The organism is Psychrobacter sp. UBA3068 (assembly GCF_002366815.1).
Lineage (GTDB): Bacteria > Pseudomonadota > Gammaproteobacteria > Pseudomonadales > Moraxellaceae > Psychrobacter > Psychrobacter namhaensis.
Map to the genome: position 1 here is coordinate 28,652 of NZ_DFBY01000002.1, position 26,776 is coordinate 55,427.

Sequence of the window (26,776 nt, forward strand, 5' to 3'; positions counted from 1 at the left end):
ACAACGATAATGACTCACTCTACGAATAAAAAACCCGTTCATGCCGGCAAACGCGTCGGCATTCTCGGTGGTGGGACGGCAGGCGCAACCATTGCTATTCGCCTAGCCGCGCTAGGGCTTGAAACTTACTTATTTGAAAAAAATAAATCACTTATCGATGGGCCGCCGATGTGTCATTTGCATGCGGGTGGCAATCTTTATCGTGAGATTCCTGATGAGGACTGCGTTGCGCTCCTCAAGCAGTGTATCGATATCTTGCGTCTTTATCCTTATACCATCGATGTACGCCCCACCGTGTTTGCCGTCCCCACTCGTGATGAAGGCCTGCCCGAGGACTTGTTGCCGCGCCTTGATATATTGACAGACGCTTATCGCGACCTTATTTCCCAAGATAGCAACAATAAAGTATTGGGTGAGCCTGAGAACTACTATCAACTATATAGTCATGAACAACTGACTGAATTGGCTGAACGTGAGCAAGTCGCTGTGCCAAGTACCGTTGACGAATGGATGATACCGGTTGCGAAGTACTTGGATTTAAGCAAAGTCAAGTTTCCGCTGATTGTCGTACAAGAGTATGGTTGGAATATTTTTCGTTTAGCTGCCTCTGCTCAGTTGGCGTTAGAAGGTGATGAGCATGCTCACGTCTTTACTGATACTCAGGTTAAGCAAGTCCTGCCGGTCGATTGTGAAAACTGCTCAAACGCGGATCACCATGTCACCAAATGGCGCATCGACTATCAGCAAGCGGCTGTTTCCGACTCTGCATCTGAGGCCATCGAGGTAGATTACTTAATCAACGCGTGTGGCTTTCGTACTGGCGTAATCGACGATATGGTCGGCGTAAAAGTCACCCGCATGGTCGAGTTTAAGTCTTCTTATATTACGCATTGGGAGGATACTGGCGGCCAGATACCGGAGATTATTGTTTATGGTAATCGCGGTACACCCGCAGGTATGGCGCAGCTTACCCCTTATCCAGGCGGATACTTTCAAATACATGGTATGAGTAAGTTCATCACCCTATTCGATGATGGACTGGTCGCTTCTAGTAAAGACAGCGCCCAACCAGAGTTGCCTCAGCAATACGTCCATTATATCGAAGAGGGCTGGGATAAAGCACCGCTACAAGCGCGTAGCCAGCAAGCCATCAATCATATAGCGGAGTTTGTACCGACGTTCCATAGTGCGCGCACAGTCGGTAACGCCTTATATGGTGGGCAGCAAATCCCCGGTCAAGACGATACGTTGCGAGTTGCTGATGTGAGCCTGTATTCTAATATACGCTACGCCCGCGCTGAAAATGTTAAAGCGTCATCGACCTTAATTGCTGCCGACCAGATTGTGGACGAGTTGACGGCGCTTGGGTTGATTGATAATGACACGCCCGCCAACCGCAATCGTTATGCCCATGAATGGTCTTATCTTGTGCGCAATAATAGCTTGGGTATTGACAAAGTCGCCCGCATGCTCGCTGAAGAGCGCGGATTTCCGCCAGCGATGGCGGATGTGAACCACGGTATTCGCGAAAAAGCGCTAGATAACTTATTATCAGATAAAACCTAACGCTCTAATGTGTTTTGCTCCTATAGGCTGCTAATAAAACAAAAAAGAGCAGCAGTAATCAATCATTGACTACTGCTGCCCTTTTGTCTTTGTCTTATCGCTATATAACGGATTTCATCATGGTTTACACAGTCACAGCTAGGTTTTAGCTTTCACTACCAGCCATTTTTTCCGTGTCGACGGTGTCGTCTATCTTGACCACTGTCTTTAGCAGGTCAATGGCTTCATTGATGGTGTTGCAAACCACCAAACGCTCAAGATCTTCTTGCTTCATAAAGCCCTGCTCAGCGGTGTATTTTAGATGCTCAATCATACGATCATAAAAGCCATTGATATTAAGGATAATCATCGGCTTTTCATGTTGATACAACTGTCGCCATGTGGCAATTTCCATAATCTCTTCCAACGTTCCAAGTCCGCCTGGCAACGTAATAAAAGCGTCGGCGTACTCTGCCATCACTGTTTTACGCGTGTGCATGGTATCGGTCAAATGCAGGCGGGTCAGCTGTTCATGAGCAATTTCGTGCTTGAGCATAAAAGTGGGAATCACCCCCACGGCTTGCGCCCCGCCGCGGATAACCTCATCCGCAACCGCCCCCATTAGCCCTATACTCGCCCCACCGTAGACCAAACCCAAACCATTATCTGCCAAGGCAAGTCCCAGCTCGCGAGCGGCCTGCTCATACACCTCACTGTTGCCCAAACGTGAGCCACAATAAACCGCCACCAGTGGCATCATCAAGGTTGATTTATCGACTGCTTTTTCAATATTGGTAATGTCTTGGCTAGTAATGACCTCATAAGTATCATTATTAATTTTCATTTGCATATAACGTCCTTAATTTTCATTTCAATTGTTTTTACGAGTGCTTGCTGATGGCGACATATTTATTAAAGCGTGTTAAATATTCAAAACAGGATATGCATTCAAATATTTGTGGCCAGTGTCATCGAGGATAAATCACATAGAACTTAGAAGTCATATTTGATCGCCTGGCTTACCAGCATTTATCTTAACATAAGCGATACTACCACGTGGTCGCAACGATTTATCTCTACGCAATTATGACATTTTTGGCGCTGAGCATTGATAAATTATGTCAAGTAAACCGTCTCTCTCTACGCTAACAAACAATAAAAAACTTTAAGGTAACACCATGGATAATACTCGCACGCCCCCTTCTATAGGGCCACTAAACTCTAGAGACAAGCACAGTAACGATACTGGTGCTGATATTGACACCTACTCACTGAGTATCATGACCGCGCGTAATCACCCTTTAGCAGCGACAACCTATCGCCCTAAGACACAGGTAAAAACAGCCGTCATGATAGCGCCAGCAACGGGTATCAAACGTCAGTTTTACCACAATTTTGCGACTTATTTAGCAGAAAATGGCTTTGGTGTACTGACCTTTGACAATGAAGGGATTGGCAAATCGCTTTCAACCGACTTGGCAAAATGTGACGCCTCACTCATCAGTTGGGGTCGCCACGATATGCCAGCCGTGCTCGATGCGTTGCAAGATGAATTTGCCGATGCCTCTTATCACCTCATCGGTCATAGCGCGGGCGGTCAGCTGCTTGGTTTAATGCCAAACTACAAGGCCATTACGTCCGTATTTAATGTCGCCTGCTCCTCAGGCTGCATCAAAAATATGGACATGCCCTATAAGCTCAAAGCGATGGGCTTTATGGATGCGTTTATTCCACTGGCCAACCTAACGCTGGGTTACACGCCTGCGGATAAAGTCGGTATGGGCGAACCATTGCCACGCGGGGTTGCTCGTCAATGGCGTGAATGGTGCAACGGCTCAGGTTATATCAAGACGGCGTTTGGCAAGAGCATCCACACGCATTTTTATGATGAGATAAGCACGCCAGCATTGTGGTTAGGCTTTAGCGATGATGATATCGCCAATAGTAAAAATATGGACGATATGATACGGGTGTTTACAAAAATGCCCGTGGAAAAACGTTTTTTAGACCCTAAAGAATTCGGCCTGAGCCACATCGGACACATGCGTTATTTTAGTAGTAAAACCCATGCCAAAGCGCCAGAGTTGTGGCAGATGGCAGTAGATTGGCTAGATAAGCAGCCATGATCTCGTATTTGTTTTAGGGCGTGTCCTCAATTCAAACAACGCTATTTATTCCTTCGCGCCTTCTTCTGCCTTGATGCGCTTCGTCAACGCAGAATAAAGCGATGGCTGCATGTTATGAATATTGCCCATCATCCATCTAACATAGCTGATGGGCACCTCTTTGATGGGCCTACCTTTATATTTACCAAAGGGCATTTTACTCACTGGATTGGCGGTATTAGAGATAGCATGTGCCGCTGCAAAATCGGTCGGTGCAATCGTCAGACGCTCACAGCATGCCTGATAGAGCAGATAGCACATCCGTGCATCCCCTAACGCGTCATGGGCGGCCATCGTCATTGCACTCGCCTCGCCCTCGCCCAATAATTGCTCGATACACTTAGACTGACCATAAGCGCTCCATTCTGGAAAGGCGGCACGCGCAAGCCTCACGGTACAAATCAGCTTAGTAGATGGGCTGCCAATCACCCGCCAATCAAACCGGACATTATGGCCAATTAAGTACGCTGGTAACTCAAACTCAGCCAAATCAAAACGCTCAAGCCCTGCGACATCCTCATCGGTAATGCCGTGCACCTTGATGACAGTAGGTGATATTGAGCGGCCGCTGTTAAAGTATTGCATCCACTCATAGCCCGTCGCTACATTAATAGTCGCAACTTGGATAGGCCGTGGATCACGCCCTTGATCGGTTTCGGTGTCAATAATAAGCGCTGTGGCAGCCATAAAAAAATCAGTCATAAAGAGTCAGCCATCAATAACAGCCATTGTATTTTAAAAGTTGTGTTTGAAAAGAAGCGTTATATTTATGAGGTTAAAATGCTGAAATAACAATGCTATACACACGTTAATCGGCCACACCCATATAATGTTGATTCAGGCAATAAAATATATATAAGAGATATCCATGCCAGCAGATGGAAAAACCCCGCAGCCAAAGCCCTCTTTTTTCAGTCGTGTGATAAGCATACTGATCAAGGCCACGCTACTGCTAGCGCTATTATTTGTCTTGGACAAACTGCTACCGAGCATTAGCCAGCAAACCCAGTCATTTGTGGTCGCCAAATGGCAGCAGCTGAGTCTATTGCAACAAGCGCTGCCCACAGAGAATAGCTTACCCAGCCCACTCCCAGAGCAAAACCTGACAGACACTTGGGGCGCAGCGCGTAGTCAAGGGCGCTCCCACGAAGGCATCGATATTTTTGCACCTCGCCACACCCCTATCCAGTCGACAACCCAAGGTATCGTCAGCAAAGTTGGCGAGAATAATTTAGGTGGTCGTGTGGTCGTGGTCGTAGGGCCGGGCGGTGCAGGGCACTATTATGCGCATTTAGAAGACTATGCCGACATCGCTCCCAATGACTGGGTCAACCAAGGCGAGGTGATCGGTTATGTGGGTGACAGCGGCAACGCAAAAGGCACACCGCCCCATGTGCATTACGGCATTTATATTAATGGTAGCGCGGTTAACCCTTATCCGCTTTTGCAAAAAGAGTAGCGTTTGCAACGCACTGTTTAGCACGTTCAAAGACCGCTTATTAATAGAACGCGTATCCTTAATCTGTAGACGCAGAGCGCACACAAGCTGCTGGAAACACCGCGCTAAATGTCGAACCCTCCCCTTCTACTGAGTCAATCTGCAAGTGTGCCTCATGCTGGTGCAAGACGTGCTTTACAATGGCTAACCCTAACCCCGTACCGCCTGTCGCACGGCTGCGGCCTTTATCGATACGATAAAAGCGCTCTGTCAAACGGGCAATGTGCTGAGGTGCGATACCAAGGCCATCATCTTCGACAGCAAACCGACAACCATCCGCCGTCCGCGTCCAACTGATGGTAATATTGCCGCCTTTCGGTGTGTATTTGATCGCATTAATCACCAAGTTGGACAACGCACTGTTCAAATACATCTCTGACCCATATAGCCCATCATAAGTGTCTATATGCAGATGAATGATGTGTTTGTAGGCCTGATTGTAAGCCTGCGCATCGTCATAGATATTGGTCAACAGCTTGGTCATATTTATGTAATTGAGCTCGTGAGACTCTTCAATCTCTATCTTAGACAACAGCAGTAAGTCATTTACAATTCTATTCATACGCGCAGTCTGCTGGGTCATCAGCTCAAAACCGCGCCGCCACTTCGGTGGCATATCTGGCTGATCTGAAAAGTTTTCTAGATAACCCATCATCACGGTCAATGGTGTGCGCAGCTCATGCGAGACATTGGCCACAAAGTCTTGACGCATTTGCTCTAAATGCCGCAAGCGGGTCACATCATAAATAAACAACAGCCTCTCATCCCCAAAAGGCGTGATCTCACACTTTAAATAACGACTGGGATCACGCCACGACTCGAGATGCACACCGTCGTTGGGCAGCGTGGTGTTTTTATAGTACTGCCGAAACTCAGGTACCGTAATGTAATCAAAAATACTTTGACCTTTATCAATGGGCTGCAACGATAGCAAATCTTGCGCCGCTTGATTCCACCACTCTAGACCATCGTCATCATTGAGCAAAATCACCGCATCTCGTAGTGCTCGTAGTGCGCTTCTGATTTTTTGCAGTTGCTCCGCTGTATTCTGCTGGGAGATCGACTCTAATGTATTTTGCTTATTTTGTATGGGTGCCATCTTGTCCATTTCTCATCCTTACCACTATCCATTGCCTTAGATTGACATGGCTTATACCAGATTAATTTGGCTCAATAAGGCTAGAAAATCGATAGCCTGTACCGCGTACAGTCTGTATCAAAGTATCGCAATCGTGAGGGCGCAGCAATGTACGCAAACGCTTGATATGGACATCAATGGTTCTGTCTTCAATATAAACATTGCCGCCCCATACTTGATCCAGCAACTGTGTGCGCGTATAAGCACGCTCTGGATGACTCATAAAAAATGCCAACAATCGATACTCAGTAGGTCCAACGTCAATGACCCTACCAGCAGCGGTCACACGCTGACTTTTTGGATCTAAGCTTAGTTTTCCGATTTCGATAGACTTGTCGCTACTGAGTGCATTACTACGACGTAATACCGCTTTGATTCTAGAGACCAATTCACGAGTAGAAAAAGGCTTGGTCATATAATCATCGGCGCCCGCATCGAGGCCATGCACTTTGCTGTCTTCTTCGCTTTTAGCTGTTAGCATGATCACTGGTATCTCAGAGAGCAACTCATCGTTTTTGAGCATGCGACAAAAATCCACACCACTTTTATCGCCAGGTAGCATCCAATCCAACAAAATCAGCGCAGGCCTGTGGTCAACCACTTGCTGGTGCGCCTCGGACACATCAGCGGCTTGCAGGCTATCAAATCCAGCCATCTCCAATGTCATGACGACCATCTCACGAATGGCAGGTTCATCTTCAACAATCAAAATTTGCTCATTGTACATGTGGCATCTCAGTGTTAGAGGACAAAGTTTAGCAGGTGAAAAGACAATACATACTCGTCAGCTTCTATCTATTAAACGGATTAATTGTGACAGCTTAATGACAGTGATCGTTTAAATTTCTCATGCTCTAAAGCACTGCGGTGGTTTAATTTATATCTAATAAAAAGTTTATCGGTCCATCATTGATACTCTCAATTTGCATGTCAGCGCCAAACTGACCAGTAGCAACGGTAGAATGCTGAGTCTTTGCGTACTCGACCAATTGAGCAAATAAGACCTGTGCCGCATGAGGTGGCATTGCCCCGCCAAAGTCAGGACGGCGACCTTTGTCTGTTTTTGCCATCAAGGTAAATTGTGACACCAATAACAATCCACCACCCACTTGCTGGACATTTTTGTCCAGTTTACCGTATTTGGCAGGATCGTCGTCATTCTCAAAAATACGATACGTCAGGATTTTATCAATCATGCGCTGTGCGGTTTGGAGGGTATCATCGGGACCCAAGCCAATGTACGCCAATATCCCCTGCTCGATGCTACCCACACAATGCTCATCGACGGTGACACTCGCACAGTGTACTCGTTGTATAAGTGCTTTCATTTACTGATTCCTTACAGATTATGGTCATACAATACACGGCTGTCCATGATAAAATATAGCCATTCACTTGCCTATTAATGATTACACTAAACTTTATTTTGGTAGCCTTATTATGAATTTGTTCACCACCTTACAACAGCTTGTCCCGCAGCAGCAGCTGAGTAAAGTCGCAGGGCGTTTGGCCGCCAGCCGTCATCCTTATGTCAAACGTACCTTTATTCGTAGCTTTGCCAAAGCCTACAATGTCAGCTTGGATGAGTATGAGCGCCAAAGTCTCAACGCTTATGAGAGCTTCAATGATTTTTTTACGCGTGAGTTAAAAGAAGATGCGCGCCCTATCGACAGCACGGCTGAGGGCATTGTCAGTCCTGCTGATGGTATTATCTCTCAACTAGGACAGATTGACGACCATAAAGTGTTTCAAGCAAAAGGGCGCTATTATGACGTTGGGCAACTGCTTGCCGATAGCGAAGATGGTCGTTATTTTGCCGATGGCAGTTTTGCGACCGTTTATCTAGCACCCAGTAACTATCACCGCGTCCATATGCCATTTGCAGGTACATTGACCAAGACTCGCTATGTGCCTGGTACGCTGTTTTCTGTCAATACCACCACCGCTGCTAACGTGCCCGACTTGTTTGCGCGTAATGAGCGTCTGGTCTGTATGTTTGATACCCAGTATGGAAAAGCGGCCGTTGTGATGGTTGGCGCTATGATCGTCGCTGGTATTGAGACAGTGGCGACAGGCAAGATCGCCCGTACTGAGGACATACAAAAAGCGAATCATGACATGCACTTTGAAAAGGGCGACGAGCTTGGGCGTTTTTATCTGGGTTCCACTGCTATTGTCGTGCTACCAAAAGCGGCAAAAGCTGACTGGCAAGAGACGATGCAAGCCAACAGTTTTGTAAAAATGGGACAGTTATTAGGGGTCACTAATAGCAAATAAGCTTGCTCTTTAATCACGACATAAAAGCTCAGTGCTACGTGGATGACGACGTGTTACTGGGCTTTTATGTGTCTGTCATTTATAGAGATTTTATCCACTTACTCATCAATCAACCATCCTTGCCGGGTCGCGTATTCAATGTTTTTCGACAGCCAGTCATGAATGGCTGGAAAACTGTCTTTAATAAAGGCGTGCGCGCCCGCCACTTGGGTGCGCGTGACGCCAAGCTCAATCCACGTTTTGCCATTGGTATTTAGGTTTAGCAAAAATGGTAATAAACGATCAACCACGCGAAGCAGCTGAGCCTCTTTGCTGCGGCCTGTCTCTTGCGCCTCCCAAACCTCACTCAAGTCCCTAATACCATTGCCCCGCTCGCGTTGCAATCTAGCGATCCCAGCACGCTCTTCAACATGAGCATCACGTCGCGTGTTGGCATACAAGAAGGTGTCTCCCGCGTCAATCTCGCCCAAATCATGGACCAGCGCCATCTTGAGTACGCTCTCATGATTGACATCCAGCTCAAATAACTCAGTAATTGACCAACATGCCATCGCTAAATGCCAAGAATGTTCAGCAGAGTTTTCATGACGAGTGGTCTGTGTCACGTAGCTGCGGCGATTGATACGTTTGAGTGCATCTAATTCCAGTAGAAAGTGCGTGACATCATCGATAGCGATATTTGAGGTGAGGGTGGCGTTGTTGAATGACATAGGTTTGTTTAAGGACATATTACTCTCTGATAAAAAGCAAAATAGCGCTTATTTTATCAAGCGCTATCTCATGCAAATGACTGCGACGGGCTGCGTCAATTATTTGACTAAATGACTAATGGTTTTAAAAGCAGGGTCTTGACTACTTCGGCACAGCTCAAACAAAATAGTCTCAACGGTGGTAATCACTCCACCTGCCCGGCGAATACGGCGAATGGCTTGTTTTTTATCATAAGGAAAACGTGAGCCGACTGCGTCACCAATAATGACTGGTTGCATACCGTTATCAAGTAAATCGAGCGCTGTTTGGAGCACGCAGACGTGTGCCTCAACACCGAATAACAAGATAGTGCTACGATTCTGCTGCGCCAGATAGTGCCACGCGTCATTATTATCACAGGCGCTAAAGGTCACTTTTTCGAAGCTTTTGGCATTCTCACCTTCTAATACATCACGTATCTCGGGTAACGTATCGCCTAGACCTTTTTTATACTGCTCATTGAGCATAATAGGAATGTTGAGCGCCTGCAGACCTTTGATCAGCGTGACTATTTTTTTTAAAATATTTTCATGGTCATAAATGTGCGGCGTTAAGCGCTCTTGTACATCGATAATCATCGCTTGTGTGTTTTCACGAGCGATGCGATAGGTACGATCGGTAATCATAGTAGACATAGTACACTCCTTGTACGGCTGACATTTATTATTAAAAGCGATGTTAAAGGTAACATCAATAGTGTCTTAGCTCAGCTTACTCTTATTTAGTCACAGTTTGGCTGATGCGTCAATGGAGATAACTTTTAATCACAGTTTATCACTGATTTTATGCTTGTATACTGCACCCTTTTAACCCACAAAAAAAACCTCCAGTCATCGTGACTAGAGGTTTTTATTCGTGCATTTACGGACGTTAAACACTACAAATCGGCGATCAATTTATCAATTTAGACACGCTCAATAACGGTAGCGATCCCTTGACCAAGACCGATACACATTGTCGCTAGACCGATTTCAGTGTCTGATTGCTCCATCGCGTTTAGCAAAGTCACTGTGATACGAGCACCAGAACACCCGAGTGGATGACCAAGCGCAATCGCGCCACCATTGATGTTGACGATGTCTTGCTTGTCAGTCAAGTTTAGCGCTTTTAATACGGATAAGCCTTGGGCTGCAAATGCTTCATTTAGCTCGATGGTTTGCATGTCATCGATGCTCATGCCAGCACGCTTCAACGCTTTATTGGTAGCAGGGACAGGGCCATAACCCATAATAGCAGCATCACAACCAGCAACGGCCATGCTACGAATACGAGCACGTGGCTTTAGACCCAAATCTTTGGCTTTTTGGGCGCTCATGACGAGCATTGCTGACGCACCGTCAGATAGTGCAGATGAGGTTGCCGCAGTCACCGTACCGCCTTTTGGATCAAACGCTGGACGTAGCTTTTGCATTTGCTCCATCGTTGCATCGGGACGAATGACTTCATCCACGGTACATAGCTGCAAGCGACCAGCGGCATCATGACCTTCGATACCGATGATTTCATTGTCAAAACGACCTTCAGTGGTGGCAGCCCATGCACGGCGATGTGACTCAAGACCAAAAGCGTCTTGCTCTTCACGTGTGATGTTATTCATACGGCCAAGCATTTCAGCCGTCAAGCCCATCATGTTTGAGGCTTTAGCGTAATGCTTTGATGCTTCAGGGTTGAGATCAACACCATGCATCATGCCCACGTGACCCATATGCTCGACACCACCAATGATAAAGATCTCACCTTGGTTGGTCATGATTTGCGCGGCGGCCGTGTGTAGCGCCTGCATAGAAGAACCACACAGGCGGTTTACCGTTTGGCCACCCGCTGTCTTTGGAATGCCCGCCAATAAGCCGATGTTACGACCGATATTTAGGCCTTGTTCTAGCGTCTGGTTGACACAGCCCCAGATGATGTCTTCAACGTCACGTGGGTCAAAGTCGTTACGTTCAACCAATGCACGCACCAACTCAGCAGACATGCTATCAGCGCGAACATGGCGGAACATACCGTTTTTAGATTTACCCATCGCTGAGCGTACGCCATCTACGATGACCACGTCTTTTGGACTTAAAGTTGTCATACTATCTTCCTTTTCAATTTTTATTGTCAGTGTAGCCAGCTCATTTACGCTTTATTACATCGCAATCTTGCTGAAGGTACGATAGGTACCTCTGCGCGCGATGCCTTTGTACCAGCGTTTGAACCAACTGTAACCGTACGTTTGCCCCTAAAGAGTATCGTCACACCAGTGGCTTCCCTCTCAATAAGCAAACGTACTGCACTTCATCCTAGTAATGACCGCCCCTTACGCTGTTGCGTAAAAGGTCTCGCCTGCTGCTGCCATATCGCGAATCTTTTGCGGCGCTTCATAGGCTTTGCCAAGGTGCGCGTATTTTTCACACAGTGCCAAGTAGTTATCTAGACCCATTTGGTCGATATAACGGCAAGGACCACCGCGGAATGGCGGGAAACCAACGCCCATAATCATCGCCATATCCGCTTCAGATGGCGTAGACACGATGTTGTCTTCTAGGCAGCGTACGGTTTCATTACAGAAAGCCAGCATGGTACGGTCGATGATCGCTTGATCATCAAACGCTTGCTTGTCACTATCAGTCGTTGCTTTTAGCAACTCATAAGTGGCGTCATCCGCAACTTTCTTTGGCTTACCGCGCTTGTCTGTCTCGTACTTGTAAAAACCAACGCCATTTTTCTGACCTAGGCGCTCGTTTTCATATAAATGCTGAATCGCCCCTTTATAATCAGGCTTCATGCGATCTGGGAAACCTTCCGCCATGACTTCTGCGCCATGGACACCCGTGTCTAAACCGACGACGTCGATTAGATAAGCAGGACCCATTGGCCAGCCGAATTTTTCCATGACTTTATCGACATGAGCAAAATCAGCCCCTTGCTTTAGTAGCAAGTCAAACGCGCCAAAGTATGGGAACAGGACACGGTTTACCAAGAAACCTGGGCAGTCGTTGACCACGACAGGCACTTTGCCCATTTTAGAGGCGAGCGCAACGGTGGTCGCGATGGCTTCTTCAGAGGACTTCTCACCACGGATAACCTCTACTAGTGGCATACGGTGCACTGGGTTAAAGAAGTGCATACCAACGAAGTTTTCTGGACGCTCAAGCGCTTCTGCTAGATAAGTAATAGAAATGGTTGAGGTGTTTGACGCTAAAATGCAATCGTCCTTAACCAAGCCTTCCACTTCTTTTAACACACTACGCTTAACGTTTGGATTTTCTACCACAGCTTCGATGACGATATCGGTATCGCTAAAGTCACCATAGTTTAAGGTTGGACGAATGCGGCTTAACGTTTCACCCATTTTTGCTGGGGTCATTTTCTTACGTTCAACCATTTTGCCAAGCAGTTTGCTGGCTTCACCCATACCAAGGTCTAATTGCTCAGCCTTGATGTCTTTCATGATGATTGGTAGGCCTCTGCTCGCTGCTTGATAAGCGATACCGCCACCCATGATACCGGCGCCCAATACCGCCGCTTCAGTGATTTCATGAGCTTTTTTGCTGTGCTGCTTCGCTAATTTTTTGACCAACTGATCGTTTAAGAACAGACCAACCAAGCTTTCTGCTTGTGGGGTTTTAGCGGCTTTTGCAAAACCAGCGGCTTCTACTTCAATCGCTTTATCACGTGGTAGATTGACGTGCTTCTCAATCGTCTCGATGGCGATTGCTGGTGCTGGGTACTGTTTAGGATTGGCTTTGGCAAAGATCATGCCTTTTGCGCTGTTAAACGCCATGGCTTGCTCAAGCTGGTTTAGCTTAACAGGCGCAAGCTTTTCTTCGCGTTTCGCTTGCCAATCAAGCTCACCTGAGATACATTTTTTGACCAAATCAATCGCCGCATCTTGCAGGTCATCCGCCGGTACGGTTGCATCAACCAAGCCTAGCTTTAAGGCATCAAGAGGTTTTTTTGGCGTACCAGTCGCGATCAGCTCAAGCGCATTGTCGATACCAATCACACGCGTACTACGAACCGTGCCGCCAAACCCTGGGAAAATGCCCAGCTGAGTTTCTGGTAGGCCAATGATTGCTTTGTCACTCATGACACGGTATTCACAAACCAACGTCATCTCACAACCACCGCCAAGCGCTGCGCCATTGATGGCAGCTACTTTCGGAAACGGCAAGTCTTCAAAGCGGTTAAAGGCGTCGTTAACATCAACAACCCAGTCTTTAATCTCGCTTTCTGGCTTCTTAAAAGAACCAACAAATTCTGTGATGTCAGCACCAGCGATAAACACGCCTTTACTTGAGGTGACGATAAGGCCTTTTACGTTGTCATCTTTTTCTAAAGCGCTTACAGCTTCGCCAAATTGCTTATTGGTCTCAGCATCAAACTTATTCACGCTCTCATTTTCGGCGTTGTACTGCATGTTGGCGATGCCATCCTCTAGCATTGTCACCGTAATGCGATTTCCTTGGTATACCATTTGAAACTCCTTTCTATATAACGAAAGCTACGTTTTGGATTAAAATAAATAGCCAGTTACTGTTAGTAAAATGGGTAATAGCACTGTATTGACCTGCCCGCTCATCATGATAAACAACCCCATCATGATAAACACCTAGCAGATTAATCAGTGAAGATATCTTTGTTATCCAGCGCTCATGATTTTGTATTCACTGCTATTTTGACGTCTCTTGCACAAACTCACACGGCACGTTATTTATATACTATGGGTGCCGATAATAATGTGACAAACACGGTTTAGGCTTGGGTCTCGTGTGAGTTTTTCGCTTAGACAGATGGGCAAAACCCCCAGTCTCATCACCAGACCACTTTCACGCCAATTAGTGTAGGGGATTATGCCCCTGACTGTCACAAGCTAATACCATACTCGCAAGTCACTCTTAAAGCTATAGTAGCCCTTTACCTTCCTGTCATTGTGCTTTAAATGACTGCTTGCACACTGATATTTTATCCCAAATATCCACGCTTCAGCACGATCGACAGTAGCTTATCAGTCTCTCAATTGCCTCATTTATCAAAGCACATTCAAACAGCAAATTAAATCACCAATACGTAACGATGGCTTGTTGGCGTATTTCATGCTGTTTTTAATGTGAACCAGCAAAAAATAATTCATCGACCATACCTGCCGGACAAGGATTACAATCTATCATGCTACACTAACGATATTTTTATTATTCCTCTTATAAATGGTTGGGTTATGACTGTTTCTTCTACACCAAGCTTTATGTCTTTTGATGGCGCTGACCACAGCACCGAACAATTCCACAGTGCCGTGCGCGCCCAATTGGCTCAAGATATCGAGGTGATGTTTGCTTATGCCAAACTTCCTACTCCCCTAGTTGATGCGTGTCGTTATGTGATGACCGGCCAAGGCAAGTTGGTGCGTCCATTGATGGTCGCCAGCGCCTTTGCCAGCGTCAATGATGGTATGAAGGTGGCCGCAAATATAAATACTGCCTCAGACGCCCTTTCATCTAGTAGTCGTACCAACCTGACAGATACCGCGCTAAATGATGACTTAGAGATGCTGTTAGAGAACGACTCGGACTATGATATGTGTCGCCGTGCTGCGTTGGCGGTGGAGCTGCTGCATACCTATTCATTGGTGCATGATGACTTACCCTGTATGGACGATGATGAGCTGCGCCGTGGTCAGCCGACCTGTCATATTGCCTTTAGTGAAGCGACCGCGCTACTGACAGGAGATGTCCTACAGACGCTCGCCTTTGAAGTGTTGACCGCAGAGATGCCCACCTTTGCGCCCTTTGATACCGCTATCGCAAGCCAGCTATTTGCTGTATTTGCGCCGCGTGCCAGACGTATGGTGGCAGGCCAAATGCTTGATCTCAACGCTGAAGCCAGCCCCCAAATCTCACAAAGCGATTTAGAAGCCATCCACCGTGATAAAACGGGCGCATTGATTGAAGCGGCGATGCTCATGGGCGGTATTTGTGCTGGCGCGACGGCTTTGCAGCGTATGGCGTTACAAGAGTGCGCTCAGCACATTGGTCTCGCTTTCCAAGTCCAAGATGATATCTTAGATGTGACCACCAGCACGGATACGCTCGGCAAACCTGCTGGTAGCGATGAAAAACTAGACAAGTCCACCTATGTCAAACTGATGGGTGTTGAAAACGCAACGGCTTATGCGCAATCGCTGTTTAATGACGGCCGCGCTGCCATTACTCGTGAGCTGAGCCGTCATGAATCAAGCAGTAACACCGACAATGATGCTCTACTGGCATTAATAGAATGGCTATGGGCCCGTAAAAAATAACCAAAAATTTAATCATCAAAGAATGGTAATGAGTGGTCAACATGGACAGTAACCCTACCCCGCGTATTTATCTTGGCACTGGCGGCTATAGCGATACCGATCTGCTCGGCACGCTGTATCCCACTGGCACCAAAAAAACGGATTTTTTGCGTGAGTATGCCAAACAATATGGCGCGGTGGAGGTCAATAGCACCTTCTACGCACCCATCGGCCAAAAGGCCTTTGCGGGTATGGTCGACAAGGCGCATGTGCAGGCAGACAGCCAATTAAAATTTGCCGTGAAGCTGCATCAAGACTTCACCCATGCACGAAAAGGCACTGCCGATCATGCGCAGGCTTTTTTGACCGCGCTCACGCCACTTATCGAAGCGAACGCTTTAGCCCCATTACTCTTGCAGTTCCCCCACGGCTTTGATCGTACCCGCGAGCACAGGCTTTATCTTGCCAACCTTGTCAGTTGGTTTCAGGACTATCCACTCGCCGTTGAGTTTCGTCATAACGGCTGGCACACCCCGCAAGTGGTCGATAGCTTTATCAAACAAGGTTTGATTTGGTGCAGTGTGGATTATCCCAAGGTGAATGGCCTGCCACCATCGCGGCTGATATTTACCGAGCGCACAGGCTATCTGCGTATGCATGGCAATAATCTAAACTGGTGGGATGCGATGAGCGCCAGCGACCGTCATGACTATCGCTACAGTGAGGCGGAAATGCAGGACTGGGCGCAAGCGATTGCCAACCAGCGCCAGCATTTTGATACGCTCTATATCTTCTTTCAAAACACCGTCAACGCGCATGCCTACTATAATATTGCGATGCTTAGAGAGGCGTTGGTTAAGTTTGGGTTTGAGGTGTTGTGATAGATATGATTCAATCTAATTCAAGATAAAACTATTCATATAAAGGTCATACTACTGCTAGATTTAAAACATAAGGAAATTGAGTGTATACAATAATAACTGAAAATGATGAATCTGCTTGGGCTGATGAAACCGGCGTCCTTTACCACTTTCCCAAAAGATATTTAAAATATCTGGAGCCAGGCGCTAACGTTATTTACTATAAAGGAAGTCTCAAAAACAAATCTTTCTTGAAAAATAGACTATCCGATGCTCCTCACTATTTCGCTATTGCTAAGATCGGTAAAACCTATCCAGACAAAGAAAGCAGTAAAAATGACTTTTTTGCTACTATTACTGATTTTATACCCTTTAAAGAAGCAGTTTTAGCAAAAGATGATTCAAAGTACCTAGAAACAATTCCTGATACGAGGAAATCTAATTATTGGCGCGATGGGGTAAGAGCTATCGACGAAGATACTTACCATCTTATTACCTCTAAAGTCAGCCCCAATAAAGTTTCAGAGCAAAGAACAGCTTATATTTCAGATGAAACTACAGAAAACTATCAAGATTCACTTGAGTCTTTCAGTGAAGGAAAAAAATCAAAACGTTATGTGACTACATACGAAAGAAATCCTAAATACAGAAAGCAAGCGATTGCCATTCACGGTAACTCTTGTGCTGCCTGCGGATTTAACTTTGGAAAGTTTTATGGAGAATATGCTGAAGGATTTATTCATGTTCATCATATAGTTCCTGTATCAGAACTTGAAACACCTAAAGAGATAGATCCAGAAACCGACCTAATTCCTCTGTGCGCAAATTGCCACTCTGTCGTCCATAGGAAGAAAGACAAGACATTATCAATCCTTGAAATAAGAAAATTAATAGCTAACAATTCTAAGCAGAAAATATAAGTGGTCATTGTAAAATAGAATTACACTGATTCTTTTAGAACCCAAAAGACAGCTCAAAAAAAGGACGCCGAGAGGCGTCCTTTTTTAAATCAAATGCTTAAGTCTTAAAGATTACTCTTCAACGCCAGCGTCTTGACCTTTATATTTTGCGTTTGCGTAGTCCCAGTTCACTAGCTTGTCTAGGAACGTGTCGACATAGTCAGGACGACGGTTACGGTAATCAACATAGTACGCATGTTCCCACACATCACAAGTCAATACGGCAATTTTGTCATGAGCAAGTGGGTTATCAGCATCGCTAGTATTCATCACTGAAAGTTTACCACCTACTTTATCAGTCACGAGCCACGCCCAACCTGAACCGAACTGTGAGGTAGCTGCGTTTTTGAACTCTTCACGGAACTTATCATAGCTACCGAAGTCTTCTTCGATTTTGCCTTTTAGATCACCAGTAGGTTCGCCGCCGCCGTTATCTGGCGTCATGCAGTTCCAGTAAAATGTGTGGTTCCACACTTGCGCTGCTTGGTTAAACATCGTTTGCTTGCTGTCATCTTTTGCAGTCGCTTTGATGATCTCTGGCAACGTTTTGTCTTCTAGACCAGAACCTGGTAGTAGATCTTTTAGTTTGTTTACATAAGCTGCATGATGCTTATCATGATGATACTCTAGCGTCTCGGCACTGATATGTGGCTCTAGCGCGTCTTTTGCATATGGTAGGTCTGGTAAAGTAATGTTTGACATAATTATTTTATCCTTGCTGTTTTTGGCCGTTACGTGATAGAAACTGAATTCTACACTGTTCTTACCCTAAAAAATAGCGGCCTAAATTGGCTGAGTTTATTGTTTAAACTGAATGTTTTCGCTGCATACGTGTTATTGCCTAACACAGTAGCACGTATTATTATGAATCCAAAATTGACTTAACTATTATTCTTTGCCCAAAAGCCAAGTGTTTGACTTTATGCGCGTTTATTAACGTCATATTCACAAGCCATAAGATATAATTCACTGTAGCTTGCTGCCTATTATAGCAATAGTCAGCGTTAATATCCGTTACCAAATGTTATAGACCGCACAATCTGTATAGCCACGAGATATTTTTTACTGACTAGTCACACCTGTCTTATAGCCGTAAGCTACCAGCGTTAAGCTCACGATTGGGTCGAGCAATATAACCATAGTAGTATAACCAAAGCAACCGAACCAAAAGTCCAAAACAGATTGACCAAACCATCACTACTTACTTGACGGAATGACTCTATGAGCGCCACTAATCAATCAAACTTTCTATCAGCCACTCAGTCGACAACCGATCATCAGTGGGTGCTCGCCAGTAATAATAAAGGCAAACTGGCTGAGTTTCAAAGGTTGTTTGCAGAAGCGAGCTTGGATGTCACTATCGTACCGCAAGGTCAGCTCGATATCGAAGATGCGATTGAGGATGGTCTAAGCTTTGTAGAGAACGCCATTATCAAAGCACGACACGCCAGCCGTATCAGCGGATTGCCTGCCATTGCTGATGATTCAGGCTTATGCGTTCCTGCACTGGGTAATGCCCCAGGTACCTACTCTGCTCGCTATGCGGGCGAACACGGCAATGATAGCAAAAACAACGCCAAGCTCATCGCTGATTTGCAGCCTATTCGTAGACAGCAGTCGGATAAAGCGGTGCAAGGTATGTTCGTTTGCGTACTGGCAATGGTGCGACATGCCGATGATCCGTTGCCGATTATCGCACAAAGCTTATGGCATGGTGAGATTTTAGAAGCGCCGCACGGCGATGGCGGTTTCGGCTATGATCCATTGTTTTGGCTACCCAACTTGCAAGCGAGTGCGGCAAGCCTAAGCGCGGCTGACAAAAACCGTATCAGTCATCGTGGTCAGGCAATTAAGCAATTATTGGCACAGCTGCCTTTGTAGATCAGCCTAAAGCTTCTAGTCGATTCCATTTAGCGCTTTGACTGCTCATGCGGATACAAGGCAATCAAAGGAAATCGAGCGCAAATTGTTCTTTAAGTGAGATTGACGATGTAGCAGATTCAAAGCGGATTGACGATAAAGAGATAATTTTTACTTTAATAAACAGATAGATTATACTGTTCTACTTTTAAAATTTTGCTGAAAGCCGTTATTTGTCTGTATAATTCACCAAAAAGCGTTATTATGCGGACTATTTACGGTTTATGATTGATATTTGATAGCCTTTATAATATCGGCAATTTCACAGCTTCGTACTCTTTAGTGCCAAAGGCGATTGCTTGGCACTGACTGCGAGATTGCAGGCTATCATGCATTGTCCCCTATTTATTCCAATGGCAACGCCTAGTACATGCCCATATGTTGAGGCACGGTTGTCTATTACCATTTAACTCCAAGTACTATTAAATCAAACGTACTATTTAATCCTAAAGGTGTAATGAACATGGCTACAGATTTACAAGTCACAACCAACAAGCTATCTAATAAAGAAACCCAGCTAACGGTTAAAGTGCCCGTTGAAAAAATTCAAAACAAAGTTGAAGGTCGTATTCGTCAAGTGGCGAAAACTGCCAAAATTGACGGTTTCCGTAAAGGCAACGTTCCTATGTCACACATCCGCTCTCAGTACGGTGCTGGCATTCAACAAGAAGTCATCAACGATGTGATCCGTGATACGGTTTTTGAAGCGATCAAATCTGAAGACATCCGCGCGGTTGGCATGCCTAACATTGATGATGTAAAACTTGAAGATGACTTCTTGGTCTATCAAGCCACTGTCGAAATCTTCCCAGAAGTTGACGTGCAAGGTATCGATGAAATCGAAGTTGAGCGTCACACTGCCCAAGTGAGTGACGAAGACGTTGACACCATGATCGAAAACCTACAAAAACAACGTGAAGAGTTCGTTGAGAAAAAAGGCATGGCGGCAAAAGACAACCAAGTGACGTTTGATTTTGAAGGCTCAATCGACGGCGAAAAATTTGAAGGCGGCTCAGCGGAGGACTTCAAACTGGTGATCGGTAGCAACCAGATGATCCCAGGCTTTGAAGCGGGTATCAAAGGCATGAAAGCTGGCGAAGAAAAAGTCATCGACGTGACCTTCCCAGAAGATTACCAAGCTGAAAACTTGGCTGGTAAAGAAGCACAGTTCAAAATCAATGTAAAATTGGTTGAAAAATCTAAGCTACCTGAAATCAATGAAGAGTTCCTAGAGCTATTCGGCGTGACCGAGGGCGGCGTTGAAAAACTAAAAGAAGACGTACGCAAAAACATGGAACGCGAAATCAAAAACGCTGCGCGTAGCCAAGTGAAGCAAGCGACTTTTGATGCCTTGCTAGAAAAGAACGAGTTTGACGTGCCAAACGCCATGCTAGAGCAAGAAATCGAGCGTCAGCGCAACATGATGATGCAACGTTTCTCTCAGCAGTTCGGTGCGAACGCTGATAGCTTCGATAAAGACATGCTGCCAAATGAGCTGTTTGAAGAGCAAGCGCTACGTGCGGCCCGTCTTGGCATCATCGTTGCTCGTATCATCGATACCAAAGGCTTAGAAGTGGATCAAGAGCGCGTTGAAACCTTCATCAAAGAAGCGGCTGAAAACTACGAAGACCCAGCGGAAGTGATCGAGTACTACACCAATGACAAGCAGCAGCGCGCTAACATTGAGTCTGTAGTACTAGAAGACCAAGTGGTTGATTATCTGATCGAGCAAGGCAAAGTCACTGACAAAGAAGTTAGCTACCAAGACTTGCTAGCCGCTCAGCAACAACAGCAGCAAGCAATGTAATTGATGCGACATGCTGTCTTTTTAGACACGCATTAGTCGGTTATCAAAACTAAAAATGCGCCCCCAGCCAAAAGACTGGGGGCGCATTTTTTATGGCGTTCTGGCATTTCAGTGGCAGCGCGATCTAGTACTAAAGTCATCAATACATATAAGGTGCTTACAAAGACATCGCCGCCAAAGCCCCACGCCTACAAGTCAAAACATAAAGAGCGCGTTACACCAAAGCAGGCGCTAACACAGCCCCTACGCCCAATAACACTAATCCACGCTGTAGCCACAAGTTACCACCCAAGCGTTGTTGCAACTGCTGACTGATCAGCGTACCGACTGCATATAACGCCACCATAGTCACAAGCATGCCAGCGTAAAAGCCCAGCTGACCGCTCATACCAACGTTTGCTGGCACCTCCAGCGCATGCGCCATCCCATGAAACACAGCCAAACCACCAAAACCAAATAATGACAGCTGTTGCATACTGGGTGTGCGTGCTGGTCGCGTTTGCACTGAGCATGCGTCTTGTCTACTTTTAGAGCTCATTAAAATCATGGCCAATACGGCCACTGATAGTAATATGGCCATTTCCACAAACCCAGTTGCAGCGGCAAATCCCGCGCCCCCCATCAAAACGCTAGCAGTGCCTAATATCGCCCCCAAGGACAGCCCTGCTGTCAGTGACACCATACCTAGACGTTGTTTTTGCAGCCCATAAAACAACATGCCCATACCGACTGCCAAAAACAGATGATCCAGCCCCGTCACTGGGTGCATCAGCCCCGCTTGCAACGTGCCTACAAATGACGGCGCTTGCACTGTCGTTGAGTGAATATGTCCTGAGTGCGCCTGCGCTAACGACGGTAGCATTAGTAATGTCGCCAGCACAGTTGAGCCCGTCACGAGGCTACGAGCTGAGAGGGTTTGTGAAAAACGCGAACTTTTTGTATTTGCTGTCATGGGGTTTTCCTTATTATTCATATTCTAATGTTCGATGATCTTCGTTGGTGAAGCGCCGCTGACTAAGCGAGCATGCCGTGCTCTTTGATAAACGCGATGATCTCAGTGAGCCCATCACCCGTTTTCATATTGCTAAAGATAAAAGGTTTGTCGCCACGCATTTTTTTCGCATCGCGCTCCATGACGTCAAGCGAGGCGCCGACCATTGGCGCCAGATCGGTCTTATTAATAATCAGCAAATCAGATTTGGTAATACCTGGGCCACCTTTACGAGGTATCTTATCGCCTGCCGAGACATCGATGACATACAAAGTCAAATCAGACAGCTCTGGACTAAACGTCGCGGCCAAATTATCGCCGCCTGATTCGATGATAATCATCTCCAAGCCCTCAAAAGTCGCTTGCAGCTCAGCGATAGTGGTCAAGTTGATTGACGCGTCTTCACGAATAGCAGTATGCGGGCAGCCGCCGGTCTCTACGCCGCGGATACGCTCAGCTGGCATGGCATTGTTGCGCGTCAAAAACTGGGAGTCTTCTTTGGTATAAATGTCGTTGGTCACAACTGCCATATTGATCGTATCACGCAGGTTTTGGCAAAGCCGTAAGGTCAAAGCCGTCTTACCACTACCGACAGGGCCACCAATACCAAGGCGCAAACACGATAGCGCAGAAGGTGCGGGCTGGTTTAAACTGTCACTACCGGCCAGTGAGTCTGAGGTAGTTTGGGGGTGTTGCGGTTTGAGCGGGGTTAGAGACATGCTGGGCTCCTTAAACGGTTCATATGCGGTAAATATAAATAGGAACAACTATCAAACTATGAGCGAAATAACCGGCTGTATTGCTCCTCATGCATACTTGAGAGGATAGCCAGATTGGGTAAATTATTAGAAATATTAAGGCTTTTATAGAGGTCTTGACACAGCCGCTGACAGGCTTGATCTTCACTTGCAGCGAGCGTATCGACAATCTCTTGCGCCGTGGTTAAGTCCTCAAAGGCACGCTGTACCCTATCACTGAGCGTATCGACCTGCGCGCTAAGCTTACTCTGTAATTGCCACAGGATACGCTGACCTGCCATTTGTCCTAGCGGCACTGTCTTAACAGCAGCGAGCACCATATTCTCTAGTTGCGCAAATCCATAAGTGCTCATTGATTGCGCCATTGACAGTTGCCAGTGCTGAGTAATATGGGCGAAGAGCGGTAAAAACCCATCTTCAGGCACCTCCGTGGGTACGCCAAGATTCAGCACTTCGTTGAGCCACGCCACCATCGCTTGTGCCAGTTGCTGAGACTCAAGTACAAACTCTTTACTCTCTAAGCTGGCATGATAGTCGTGTGCCAAACTCGCGGCCAGCGCGTCATGACCTTGACTCAGCGCTTGCATGATCAGCCCCAATATGGGCAGCTCGTAGCCAATGACGGCAAGCTCTAGGTAGTCCTGCATGAATACAAGGGTACTGGCTTCATCAAAAATAACCCCTGACTCAATCGCTGCCTCCACACCTTGTGAATAGGTATAGCTACCAATAGGTAAATTGCTGGATGCCAGTATTAGCAGCCGTCCGAGCTGATCGGACTGATGTGACTGAGCACTGTTACCAACCATCATTTAAACTGGCCTACAGGCTCATCAGGATGGCTATGTCCGTGACGGCTCTCATGGCCTTGCTCATGCTTATGACTGTGTGAGGTACTGTGCGGATGACTATGCGCGTCGCTACTTAAATGAGAGTGCGAATGCCCTTGGCCTGACTGATAGGCGCCCGTCTCAGGCTCGAATGGGACTGACGTAGACTCGGTGTGTAGACCAAGATTTTCGAGCATTTGTGCCAGAACATGATCGTTTTCAAAATATAGCGCATACCCTGCATCACCCTGATCAAAACTGTGATTAAACATGAGTGGCACATGACGATTGCCCAAATGATAAGCGCCTTTCATTAATAAAAACTCATCATCAGCCGTTACCTTGGTTACGGCTTGCGGCTTGGCGATGATTTGCATCAGCTCGCCTGTCGCACTGATTAGGACATCATCTCCTTTTAATACGCCTGTACGAGGCAAGTCAACACCAACTGCCTCACCTGAGACTGTCATGGCTCGAAAGCGAGAATGCTGACGGGTATCAAAATCTAGCAGTAGGTAGTCATCGGCTTGCTGCTGTTCTGCTAATTGTGCTTTTTGAATGTCGCTAACCGTACTTAAACGGGTGTTAAATATTTTCATAAATAGGCTGCTCTACTGATTGTGGCTCAAATTATTGGTCAATAATACGGACAGTAAAGGGGCTAGAGATGAAGGCAAAACCTCACCTAAAAAATCCGTTGTACATCGTTTTTAGCCTCGCCTTTAACATCGTTTTTAACATTGACTGTAGATATGAGTGTCTAAAAAAGATATAAGTGTCTAAAAATTAGAATAAAAAATAACGCTGTGCCATGGGGAGTACGTCAGCTGGCTCACACGTAAGCGTCTCACTATCTGCACGTACTTCATAAGTCTCAGGATTGATGTCCATATCAGGGCAGTAACTGTTAAAGCGCATATCGCTTTTGCGAATGTCACGGATACCGTGTACTGGCTGGATGACTTTGTTCAGCCCCAGCTGTTTATCCACTTGCTTGTCTATGGCAGCTTGCGACATAAAGGCAATACTGGTTTGGGCAACCGATTTTGGATACGTGGCAAACATGGCGCGATAATGCACAGGCTGAGGTGTGGGAATAGAAGCGTTAATATCGCCCATCGGTACCGCAGCGATAAGCCCGCCTTTGATGAGGCATTCTGGTTTCACCCCAAAAAACTTGGGCGACCATAGCACCATATCGGCCCATTTACCCACTTCGATAGAGCCAACCATATCGCTAATACCATGAGTAATCGCAGGGTTTATCGTGTATTTCGCGATATAGCGTTTGATGCGAAAATTATCATTGTCCGCGCTGTGATCGTAGTCTGTTAGCGTGATGTGCTGGTTTTGCTGCTCAAGATCAGCGGTTGCATCTGGGGCAAGGTGACCGCGTTGAACTTTCATTTTGTGCGCGGTCTGCCATGTGCGAATGACCACTTCGCCTACCCGTCCCATCGCTTGTGAGTCACTACTCATCATCGAGATCGCGCCCAAATCATGCAAAATATCTTCTGCGGCAATGGTTTCTTGCCGAATACGACTCTCAGCAAACGCCACATCTTCGGCGATAGCAGGGCTCAGATGATGACAAACCATCAGCATGTCGAGATGCTCATCAATGGTATTGACAGTATAGGGACGAGTGGGATTGGTCGAGGATGGCAAAACATGTGACTCGCCAATCGCCTTTAGGATATCAGGTGCGTGACCACCGCCCGCGCCTTCGGTATGAAAAGTATGAATACAGCGGTTTTTAAAGGCGGCAAGCGTGCTCTCAAGATAGCCACTTTCGTTTAGCGTATCGGTATGAATGGCGACTTGGACGTCATACTGATCAGCGACGCTTAAACAGTTATCAATGGCTTGCGGGGTTGTACCCCAATCCTCATGGAGCTTAAGCCCGACGGCACCTGCTTCTATTTGTTCCGCAATCGGCATAGGCACACTCACATTACCTTTGCCAAGTAGGCCAATATTCATGGCGATACTGTCCGTGGATTTTAGCATCGAACCAATGTGATAAGCCCCCGGTGTGCAAGTGGTGGCAAGCGTTCCTTGCGCAGGTCCTGTACCACCGCCAAGCATCGTGGTTACCCCTGACATAAGGGCGGTCTCACACTGTTGGGGCGCAATAAAGTGAATATGACTATCGACGCCGCCTGCCGTTAGGATTTTCCCTTCACCAGAGATAATCTCGGTAGCACCGCCAATAGGAATGTCGATGGCAGGCTGGATATCAGGGTTACCGGCTTTGCCAATGGCGCTGATACGGCCATCTTTGATACCGATATCTGCTTTGTAGATACCCGTGTGATCCACCACCAAGGCATTGGTAATGACAGTATCGGCGACTTCTGCACCCAGCAGTTGTCCTTGACCCATGCCGTCACGGATGACTTTGCCACCACCAAACTTGACTTCTTCACCTTTGATTTCAGGGGACTTGCTGATACTTTCACCACGTTGCAGCGCCTCTATTTGGTCAGTAGCAGTGTCTTTGTGACTGGTCAAATCAGCCTCAACTTGTAGCCAAAGCTCGGTATCAGCGAGACGCACTTTATCGCCTGTCGTAGGACCAAAATGCTCAGCATAAATACGTCGACTTACTTGCTTCTGCGAGGTGGTCGCTTTTTTATCGAGGACCTTATCTGTTGCCTGCTCTGGTTTGACCGCGCCCATCACCCGCCCAGCAAAACCATATACGGCCTGCTTGCCAGCATAAGCCACCAATTCTACTTCTCGTGACTGTCCCGGCTCAAATCGTACCGCCGTACCAGAGATGATATTGAGACGATAGCCACGGGTCTGCTCTCTCTCAAAACTCAAGGCATCATTGACTTCATAAAAGTGATAATGCGAGCCGATTTGAATGGGTCTATCACCCGTGTTGGTGACACTAAGCGTCTGTACGGGTCGCCCTTGGTTTAAGATAATATCGCCATCTTGAATCTGGTATTCGCCTGCTTGCATGAGAGCCGCCTTATTTCGGAATGGTCATTTCGGTGATAGATTT

At 46.5% G+C, this 26,776-nt stretch carries 24 protein-coding genes; 9 read left to right on the forward strand and 15 right to left on the reverse strand.

The genetic code is table 11. The annotated features are described in order from the left end of the window. Nucleotides 1-9: 9 nt before the first annotated feature. A complete protein-coding gene (locus B2P60_RS00235; protein WP_286738818.1) occupies nt 10-1,566 on the forward strand; it encodes an FAD-dependent oxidoreductase in 1,557 nt (518 codons plus the stop codon). Nucleotides 1,567-1,711: 145 nt separating this feature from the next. Here the strand turns inward: B2P60_RS00235 and B2P60_RS00240 are convergent, their stop codons facing one another. Then, nucleotides 1,712-2,395 (reverse strand): TIGR00730 family Rossman fold protein, encoded by a 684-nt coding sequence (locus B2P60_RS00240; protein WP_230709881.1) that lies wholly within the window; start codon nt 2,393-2,395, stop codon nt 1,712-1,714. A gap of 430 nt (nt 2,396-2,825) precedes the next feature. On the opposite strand from B2P60_RS00240, the gene B2P60_RS00245 reads away from it, so the two are divergent. Next, nucleotides 2,826-3,671, forward strand: coding sequence for an alpha/beta fold hydrolase (locus B2P60_RS00245; protein WP_349678340.1), 846 nt, complete (start codon nt 2,826-2,828; stop codon nt 3,669-3,671). Between the two features lie 45 nt (nt 3,672-3,716). On the opposite strand, the gene B2P60_RS00250 is transcribed toward B2P60_RS00245, so the two are convergent. Further along, nucleotides 3,717-4,412, reverse strand: a complete 696-nt coding sequence (locus tag B2P60_RS00250) for a putative quorum-sensing-regulated virulence factor (RefSeq protein ID WP_286738822.1) — start codon at nt 4,410-4,412, stop codon at nt 3,717-3,719. Nucleotides 4,413-4,578: 166 nt separating this feature from the next. Between B2P60_RS00250 and B2P60_RS00255 the strand changes: the two genes are divergently transcribed. Next, a complete protein-coding gene (locus B2P60_RS00255; RefSeq protein ID WP_286738823.1) occupies nt 4,579-5,169 on the forward strand; it encodes a M23 family metallopeptidase in 591 nt (196 codons plus the stop codon). Between the two features lie 58 nt (nt 5,170-5,227). Here B2P60_RS00255 and phoR read toward each other — a convergent pair whose 3' ends face one another. From phoR to dtd, 3 genes are all read right to left on the reverse strand, one after another. Then, nucleotides 5,228-6,316 (reverse strand): phosphate regulon sensor histidine kinase PhoR, encoded by a 1,089-nt coding sequence (gene phoR / locus B2P60_RS00260; protein ID WP_286738825.1) that lies wholly within the window; start codon nt 6,314-6,316, stop codon nt 5,228-5,230. Between the two features lie 52 nt (nt 6,317-6,368). Next, on the reverse strand, nt 6,369-7,073 hold the full coding sequence (gene phoB / locus B2P60_RS00265) for a phosphate regulon transcriptional regulator PhoB (protein WP_198334847.1): 705 nt from the start codon (nt 7,071-7,073) through the stop codon (nt 6,369-6,371). A gap of 145 nt (nt 7,074-7,218) precedes the next feature. Next, nucleotides 7,219-7,674, reverse strand: a complete 456-nt coding sequence (gene dtd, locus B2P60_RS00270; RefSeq protein WP_286738828.1) for a D-aminoacyl-tRNA deacylase — start codon at nt 7,672-7,674, stop codon at nt 7,219-7,221. Nucleotides 7,675-7,786: 112 nt separating this feature from the next. On the opposite strand from dtd, the gene asd reads away from it, so the two are divergent. Next, nucleotides 7,787-8,623 (forward strand): archaetidylserine decarboxylase, encoded by an 837-nt coding sequence (gene asd / locus B2P60_RS00275; protein WP_286738829.1) that lies wholly within the window; start codon nt 7,787-7,789, stop codon nt 8,621-8,623. A gap of 98 nt (nt 8,624-8,721) precedes the next feature. On the opposite strand, the gene B2P60_RS00280 is transcribed toward asd, so the two are convergent. From B2P60_RS00280 to fadB, 4 genes are all read right to left on the reverse strand, one after another. Then, nucleotides 8,722-9,351 carry an HD domain-containing protein gene (locus B2P60_RS00280; protein ID WP_286738830.1) on the reverse strand — a complete coding sequence of 210 codons (630 nt, stop codon included), beginning with the start codon at nt 9,349-9,351 and terminating at the stop codon, nt 8,722-8,724. A gap of 81 nt (nt 9,352-9,432) precedes the next feature. Further along, on the reverse strand, nt 9,433-10,008 hold the full coding sequence (locus B2P60_RS00285) for an isochorismatase family protein (RefSeq protein ID WP_198334851.1): 576 nt from the start codon (nt 10,006-10,008) through the stop codon (nt 9,433-9,435). A 269-nt stretch (nt 10,009-10,277) separates the two neighbouring features. Further along, nucleotides 10,278-11,450, reverse strand: coding sequence for an acetyl-CoA C-acyltransferase FadA (gene fadA / locus B2P60_RS00290; protein WP_193005194.1), 1,173 nt, complete (start codon nt 11,448-11,450; stop codon nt 10,278-10,280). Nucleotides 11,451-11,675: 225 nt separating this feature from the next. Further along, the gene (gene fadB / locus B2P60_RS00295; RefSeq protein WP_286738831.1) at nt 11,676-13,835 is read right to left on the reverse strand and encodes a fatty acid oxidation complex subunit alpha FadB; all 2,160 of its coding nucleotides are present in this window, start codon (nt 13,833-13,835) and stop codon (nt 11,676-11,678) included. A gap of 741 nt (nt 13,836-14,576) precedes the next feature. Here fadB and B2P60_RS00300 point away from each other — a divergent pair. The 3 genes from B2P60_RS00300 to B2P60_RS00310 all read left to right on the forward strand — a co-directional run bounded on the left by B2P60_RS00300 (nt 14,577) and on the right by B2P60_RS00310 (nt 17,415). Then, the gene (locus B2P60_RS00300; protein WP_286738832.1) at nt 14,577-15,656 is read left to right on the forward strand and encodes a polyprenyl synthetase family protein; all 1,080 of its coding nucleotides are present in this window, start codon (nt 14,577-14,579) and stop codon (nt 15,654-15,656) included. 41 nt (nt 15,657-15,697) lie between these two features. Continuing rightward, nucleotides 15,698-16,516: a DUF72 domain-containing protein gene (locus B2P60_RS00305; protein WP_286738833.1), complete on the forward strand. Its 819-nt coding sequence runs from the start codon at nt 15,698-15,700 to the stop codon at nt 16,514-16,516. Nucleotides 16,517-16,599: 83 nt separating this feature from the next. Beyond that, entirely contained in the window at nt 16,600-17,415 is an 816-nt protein-coding gene (locus tag B2P60_RS00310) for an HNH endonuclease (protein ID WP_193005190.1), read from the forward strand. A gap of 111 nt (nt 17,416-17,526) precedes the next feature. On the opposite strand, the gene B2P60_RS00315 is transcribed toward B2P60_RS00310, so the two are convergent. Continuing rightward, nucleotides 17,527-18,156 carry a superoxide dismutase gene (locus tag B2P60_RS00315; RefSeq protein ID WP_193004671.1) on the reverse strand — a complete coding sequence of 210 codons (630 nt, stop codon included), beginning with the start codon at nt 18,154-18,156 and terminating at the stop codon, nt 17,527-17,529. A gap of 519 nt (nt 18,157-18,675) precedes the next feature. Here B2P60_RS00315 and rdgB point away from each other — a divergent pair. After that, entirely contained in the window at nt 18,676-19,335 is a 660-nt protein-coding gene (gene rdgB, locus B2P60_RS00320) for an RdgB/HAM1 family non-canonical purine NTP pyrophosphatase (protein WP_286738834.1), read from the forward strand. A gap of 502 nt (nt 19,336-19,837) precedes the next feature. Further along, nucleotides 19,838-21,181: a trigger factor gene (tig, locus tag B2P60_RS00325; RefSeq protein ID WP_286738835.1), complete on the forward strand. Its 1,344-nt coding sequence runs from the start codon at nt 19,838-19,840 to the stop codon at nt 21,179-21,181. A gap of 214 nt (nt 21,182-21,395) precedes the next feature. On the opposite strand, the gene B2P60_RS00330 is transcribed toward tig, so the two are convergent. The 5 genes from B2P60_RS00330 to ureC all read right to left on the reverse strand — a co-directional run bounded on the left by B2P60_RS00330 (nt 21,396) and on the right by ureC (nt 26,733). Continuing rightward, nucleotides 21,396-22,133 carry a HupE/UreJ family protein gene (locus B2P60_RS00330; RefSeq protein WP_286738836.1) on the reverse strand — a complete coding sequence of 246 codons (738 nt, stop codon included), beginning with the start codon at nt 22,131-22,133 and terminating at the stop codon, nt 21,396-21,398. A gap of 62 nt (nt 22,134-22,195) precedes the next feature. After that, nucleotides 22,196-22,891, reverse strand: coding sequence for an urease accessory protein UreG (gene ureG / locus B2P60_RS00335; RefSeq protein WP_286738837.1), 696 nt, complete (start codon nt 22,889-22,891; stop codon nt 22,196-22,198). Between the two features lie 56 nt (nt 22,892-22,947). Further along, nucleotides 22,948-23,742: an urease accessory protein UreF gene (locus tag B2P60_RS00340; protein ID WP_286738838.1), complete on the reverse strand. Its 795-nt coding sequence runs from the start codon at nt 23,740-23,742 to the stop codon at nt 22,948-22,950. Then, entirely contained in the window at nt 23,739-24,359 is a 621-nt protein-coding gene (ureE, locus tag B2P60_RS00345; RefSeq protein ID WP_286738839.1) for an urease accessory protein UreE, read from the reverse strand. Before ureE ends, B2P60_RS00340 begins: the two co-directional genes overlap by 4 nt. 187 nt (nt 24,360-24,546) lie before the next feature. Continuing rightward, nucleotides 24,547-26,733, reverse strand: coding sequence for an urease subunit alpha (gene ureC, locus B2P60_RS00350; protein ID WP_193004677.1), 2,187 nt, complete (start codon nt 26,731-26,733; stop codon nt 24,547-24,549). Nucleotides 26,734-26,776 lie beyond the last annotated feature (43 nt).

Bases quoted from the DNA above. Each gene is read 5' to 3' on its own strand.
- B2P60_RS00235 (WP_286738818.1), top strand. From the start codon at position 10: ATGACTCACTCTACGAATAAAAAACCCGTTCATGCCGGCAAACGCGTC.
- B2P60_RS00240 (WP_230709881.1), bottom strand. From the start codon at position 2,395: ATGCAAATGAAAATTAATAATGATACTTATGAGGTCATTACTAGCCAA.
- B2P60_RS00245 (WP_349678340.1), top strand. From the start codon at position 2,826: ATGACCGCGCGTAATCACCCTTTAGCAGCGACAACCTATCGCCCTAAG.
- B2P60_RS00250 (WP_286738822.1), bottom strand. From the start codon at position 4,412: ATGACTGATTTTTTTATGGCTGCCACAGCGCTTATTATTGACACCGAA.
- B2P60_RS00255 (WP_286738823.1), top strand. From the start codon at position 4,579: ATGCCAGCAGATGGAAAAACCCCGCAGCCAAAGCCCTCTTTTTTCAGT.
- phoR (WP_286738825.1), bottom strand. From the start codon at position 6,316: ATGGACAAGATGGCACCCATACAAAATAAGCAAAATACATTAGAGTCG.
- phoB (WP_198334847.1), bottom strand. From the start codon at position 7,073: ATGTACAATGAGCAAATTTTGATTGTTGAAGATGAACCTGCCATTCGT.
- dtd (WP_286738828.1), bottom strand. From the start codon at position 7,674: ATGAAAGCACTTATACAACGAGTACACTGTGCGAGTGTCACCGTCGAT.
- asd (WP_286738829.1), top strand. From the start codon at position 7,787: ATGAATTTGTTCACCACCTTACAACAGCTTGTCCCGCAGCAGCAGCTG.
- B2P60_RS00280 (WP_286738830.1), bottom strand. From the start codon at position 9,351: ATGTCCTTAAACAAACCTATGTCATTCAACAACGCCACCCTCACCTCA.
- B2P60_RS00285 (WP_198334851.1), bottom strand. From the start codon at position 10,008: ATGTCTACTATGATTACCGATCGTACCTATCGCATCGCTCGTGAAAAC.
- fadA (WP_193005194.1), bottom strand. From the start codon at position 11,450: ATGACAACTTTAAGTCCAAAAGACGTGGTCATCGTAGATGGCGTACGC.
- fadB (WP_286738831.1), bottom strand. From the start codon at position 13,835: ATGGTATACCAAGGAAATCGCATTACGGTGACAATGCTAGAGGATGGC.
- B2P60_RS00300 (WP_286738832.1), top strand. From the start codon at position 14,577: ATGACTGTTTCTTCTACACCAAGCTTTATGTCTTTTGATGGCGCTGAC.
- B2P60_RS00305 (WP_286738833.1), top strand. From the start codon at position 15,698: ATGGACAGTAACCCTACCCCGCGTATTTATCTTGGCACTGGCGGCTAT.
- B2P60_RS00315 (WP_193004671.1), bottom strand. From the start codon at position 18,156: ATGTCAAACATTACTTTACCAGACCTACCATATGCAAAAGACGCGCTA.
- rdgB (WP_286738834.1), top strand. From the start codon at position 18,676: ATGAGCGCCACTAATCAATCAAACTTTCTATCAGCCACTCAGTCGACA.
- tig (WP_286738835.1), top strand. From the start codon at position 19,838: ATGGCTACAGATTTACAAGTCACAACCAACAAGCTATCTAATAAAGAA.
- B2P60_RS00330 (WP_286738836.1), bottom strand. From the start codon at position 22,133: ATGACAGCAAATACAAAAAGTTCGCGTTTTTCACAAACCCTCTCAGCT.
- ureG (WP_286738837.1), bottom strand. From the start codon at position 22,891: ATGTCTCTAACCCCGCTCAAACCGCAACACCCCCAAACTACCTCAGAC.
- B2P60_RS00340 (WP_286738838.1), bottom strand. From the start codon at position 23,742: ATGATGGTTGGTAACAGTGCTCAGTCACATCAGTCCGATCAGCTCGGA.
- ureE (WP_286738839.1), bottom strand. From the start codon at position 24,359: ATGAAAATATTTAACACCCGTTTAAGTACGGTTAGCGACATTCAAAAA.
- ureC (WP_193004677.1), bottom strand. From the start codon at position 26,733: ATGCAAGCAGGCGAATACCAGATTCAAGATGGCGATATTATCTTAAAC.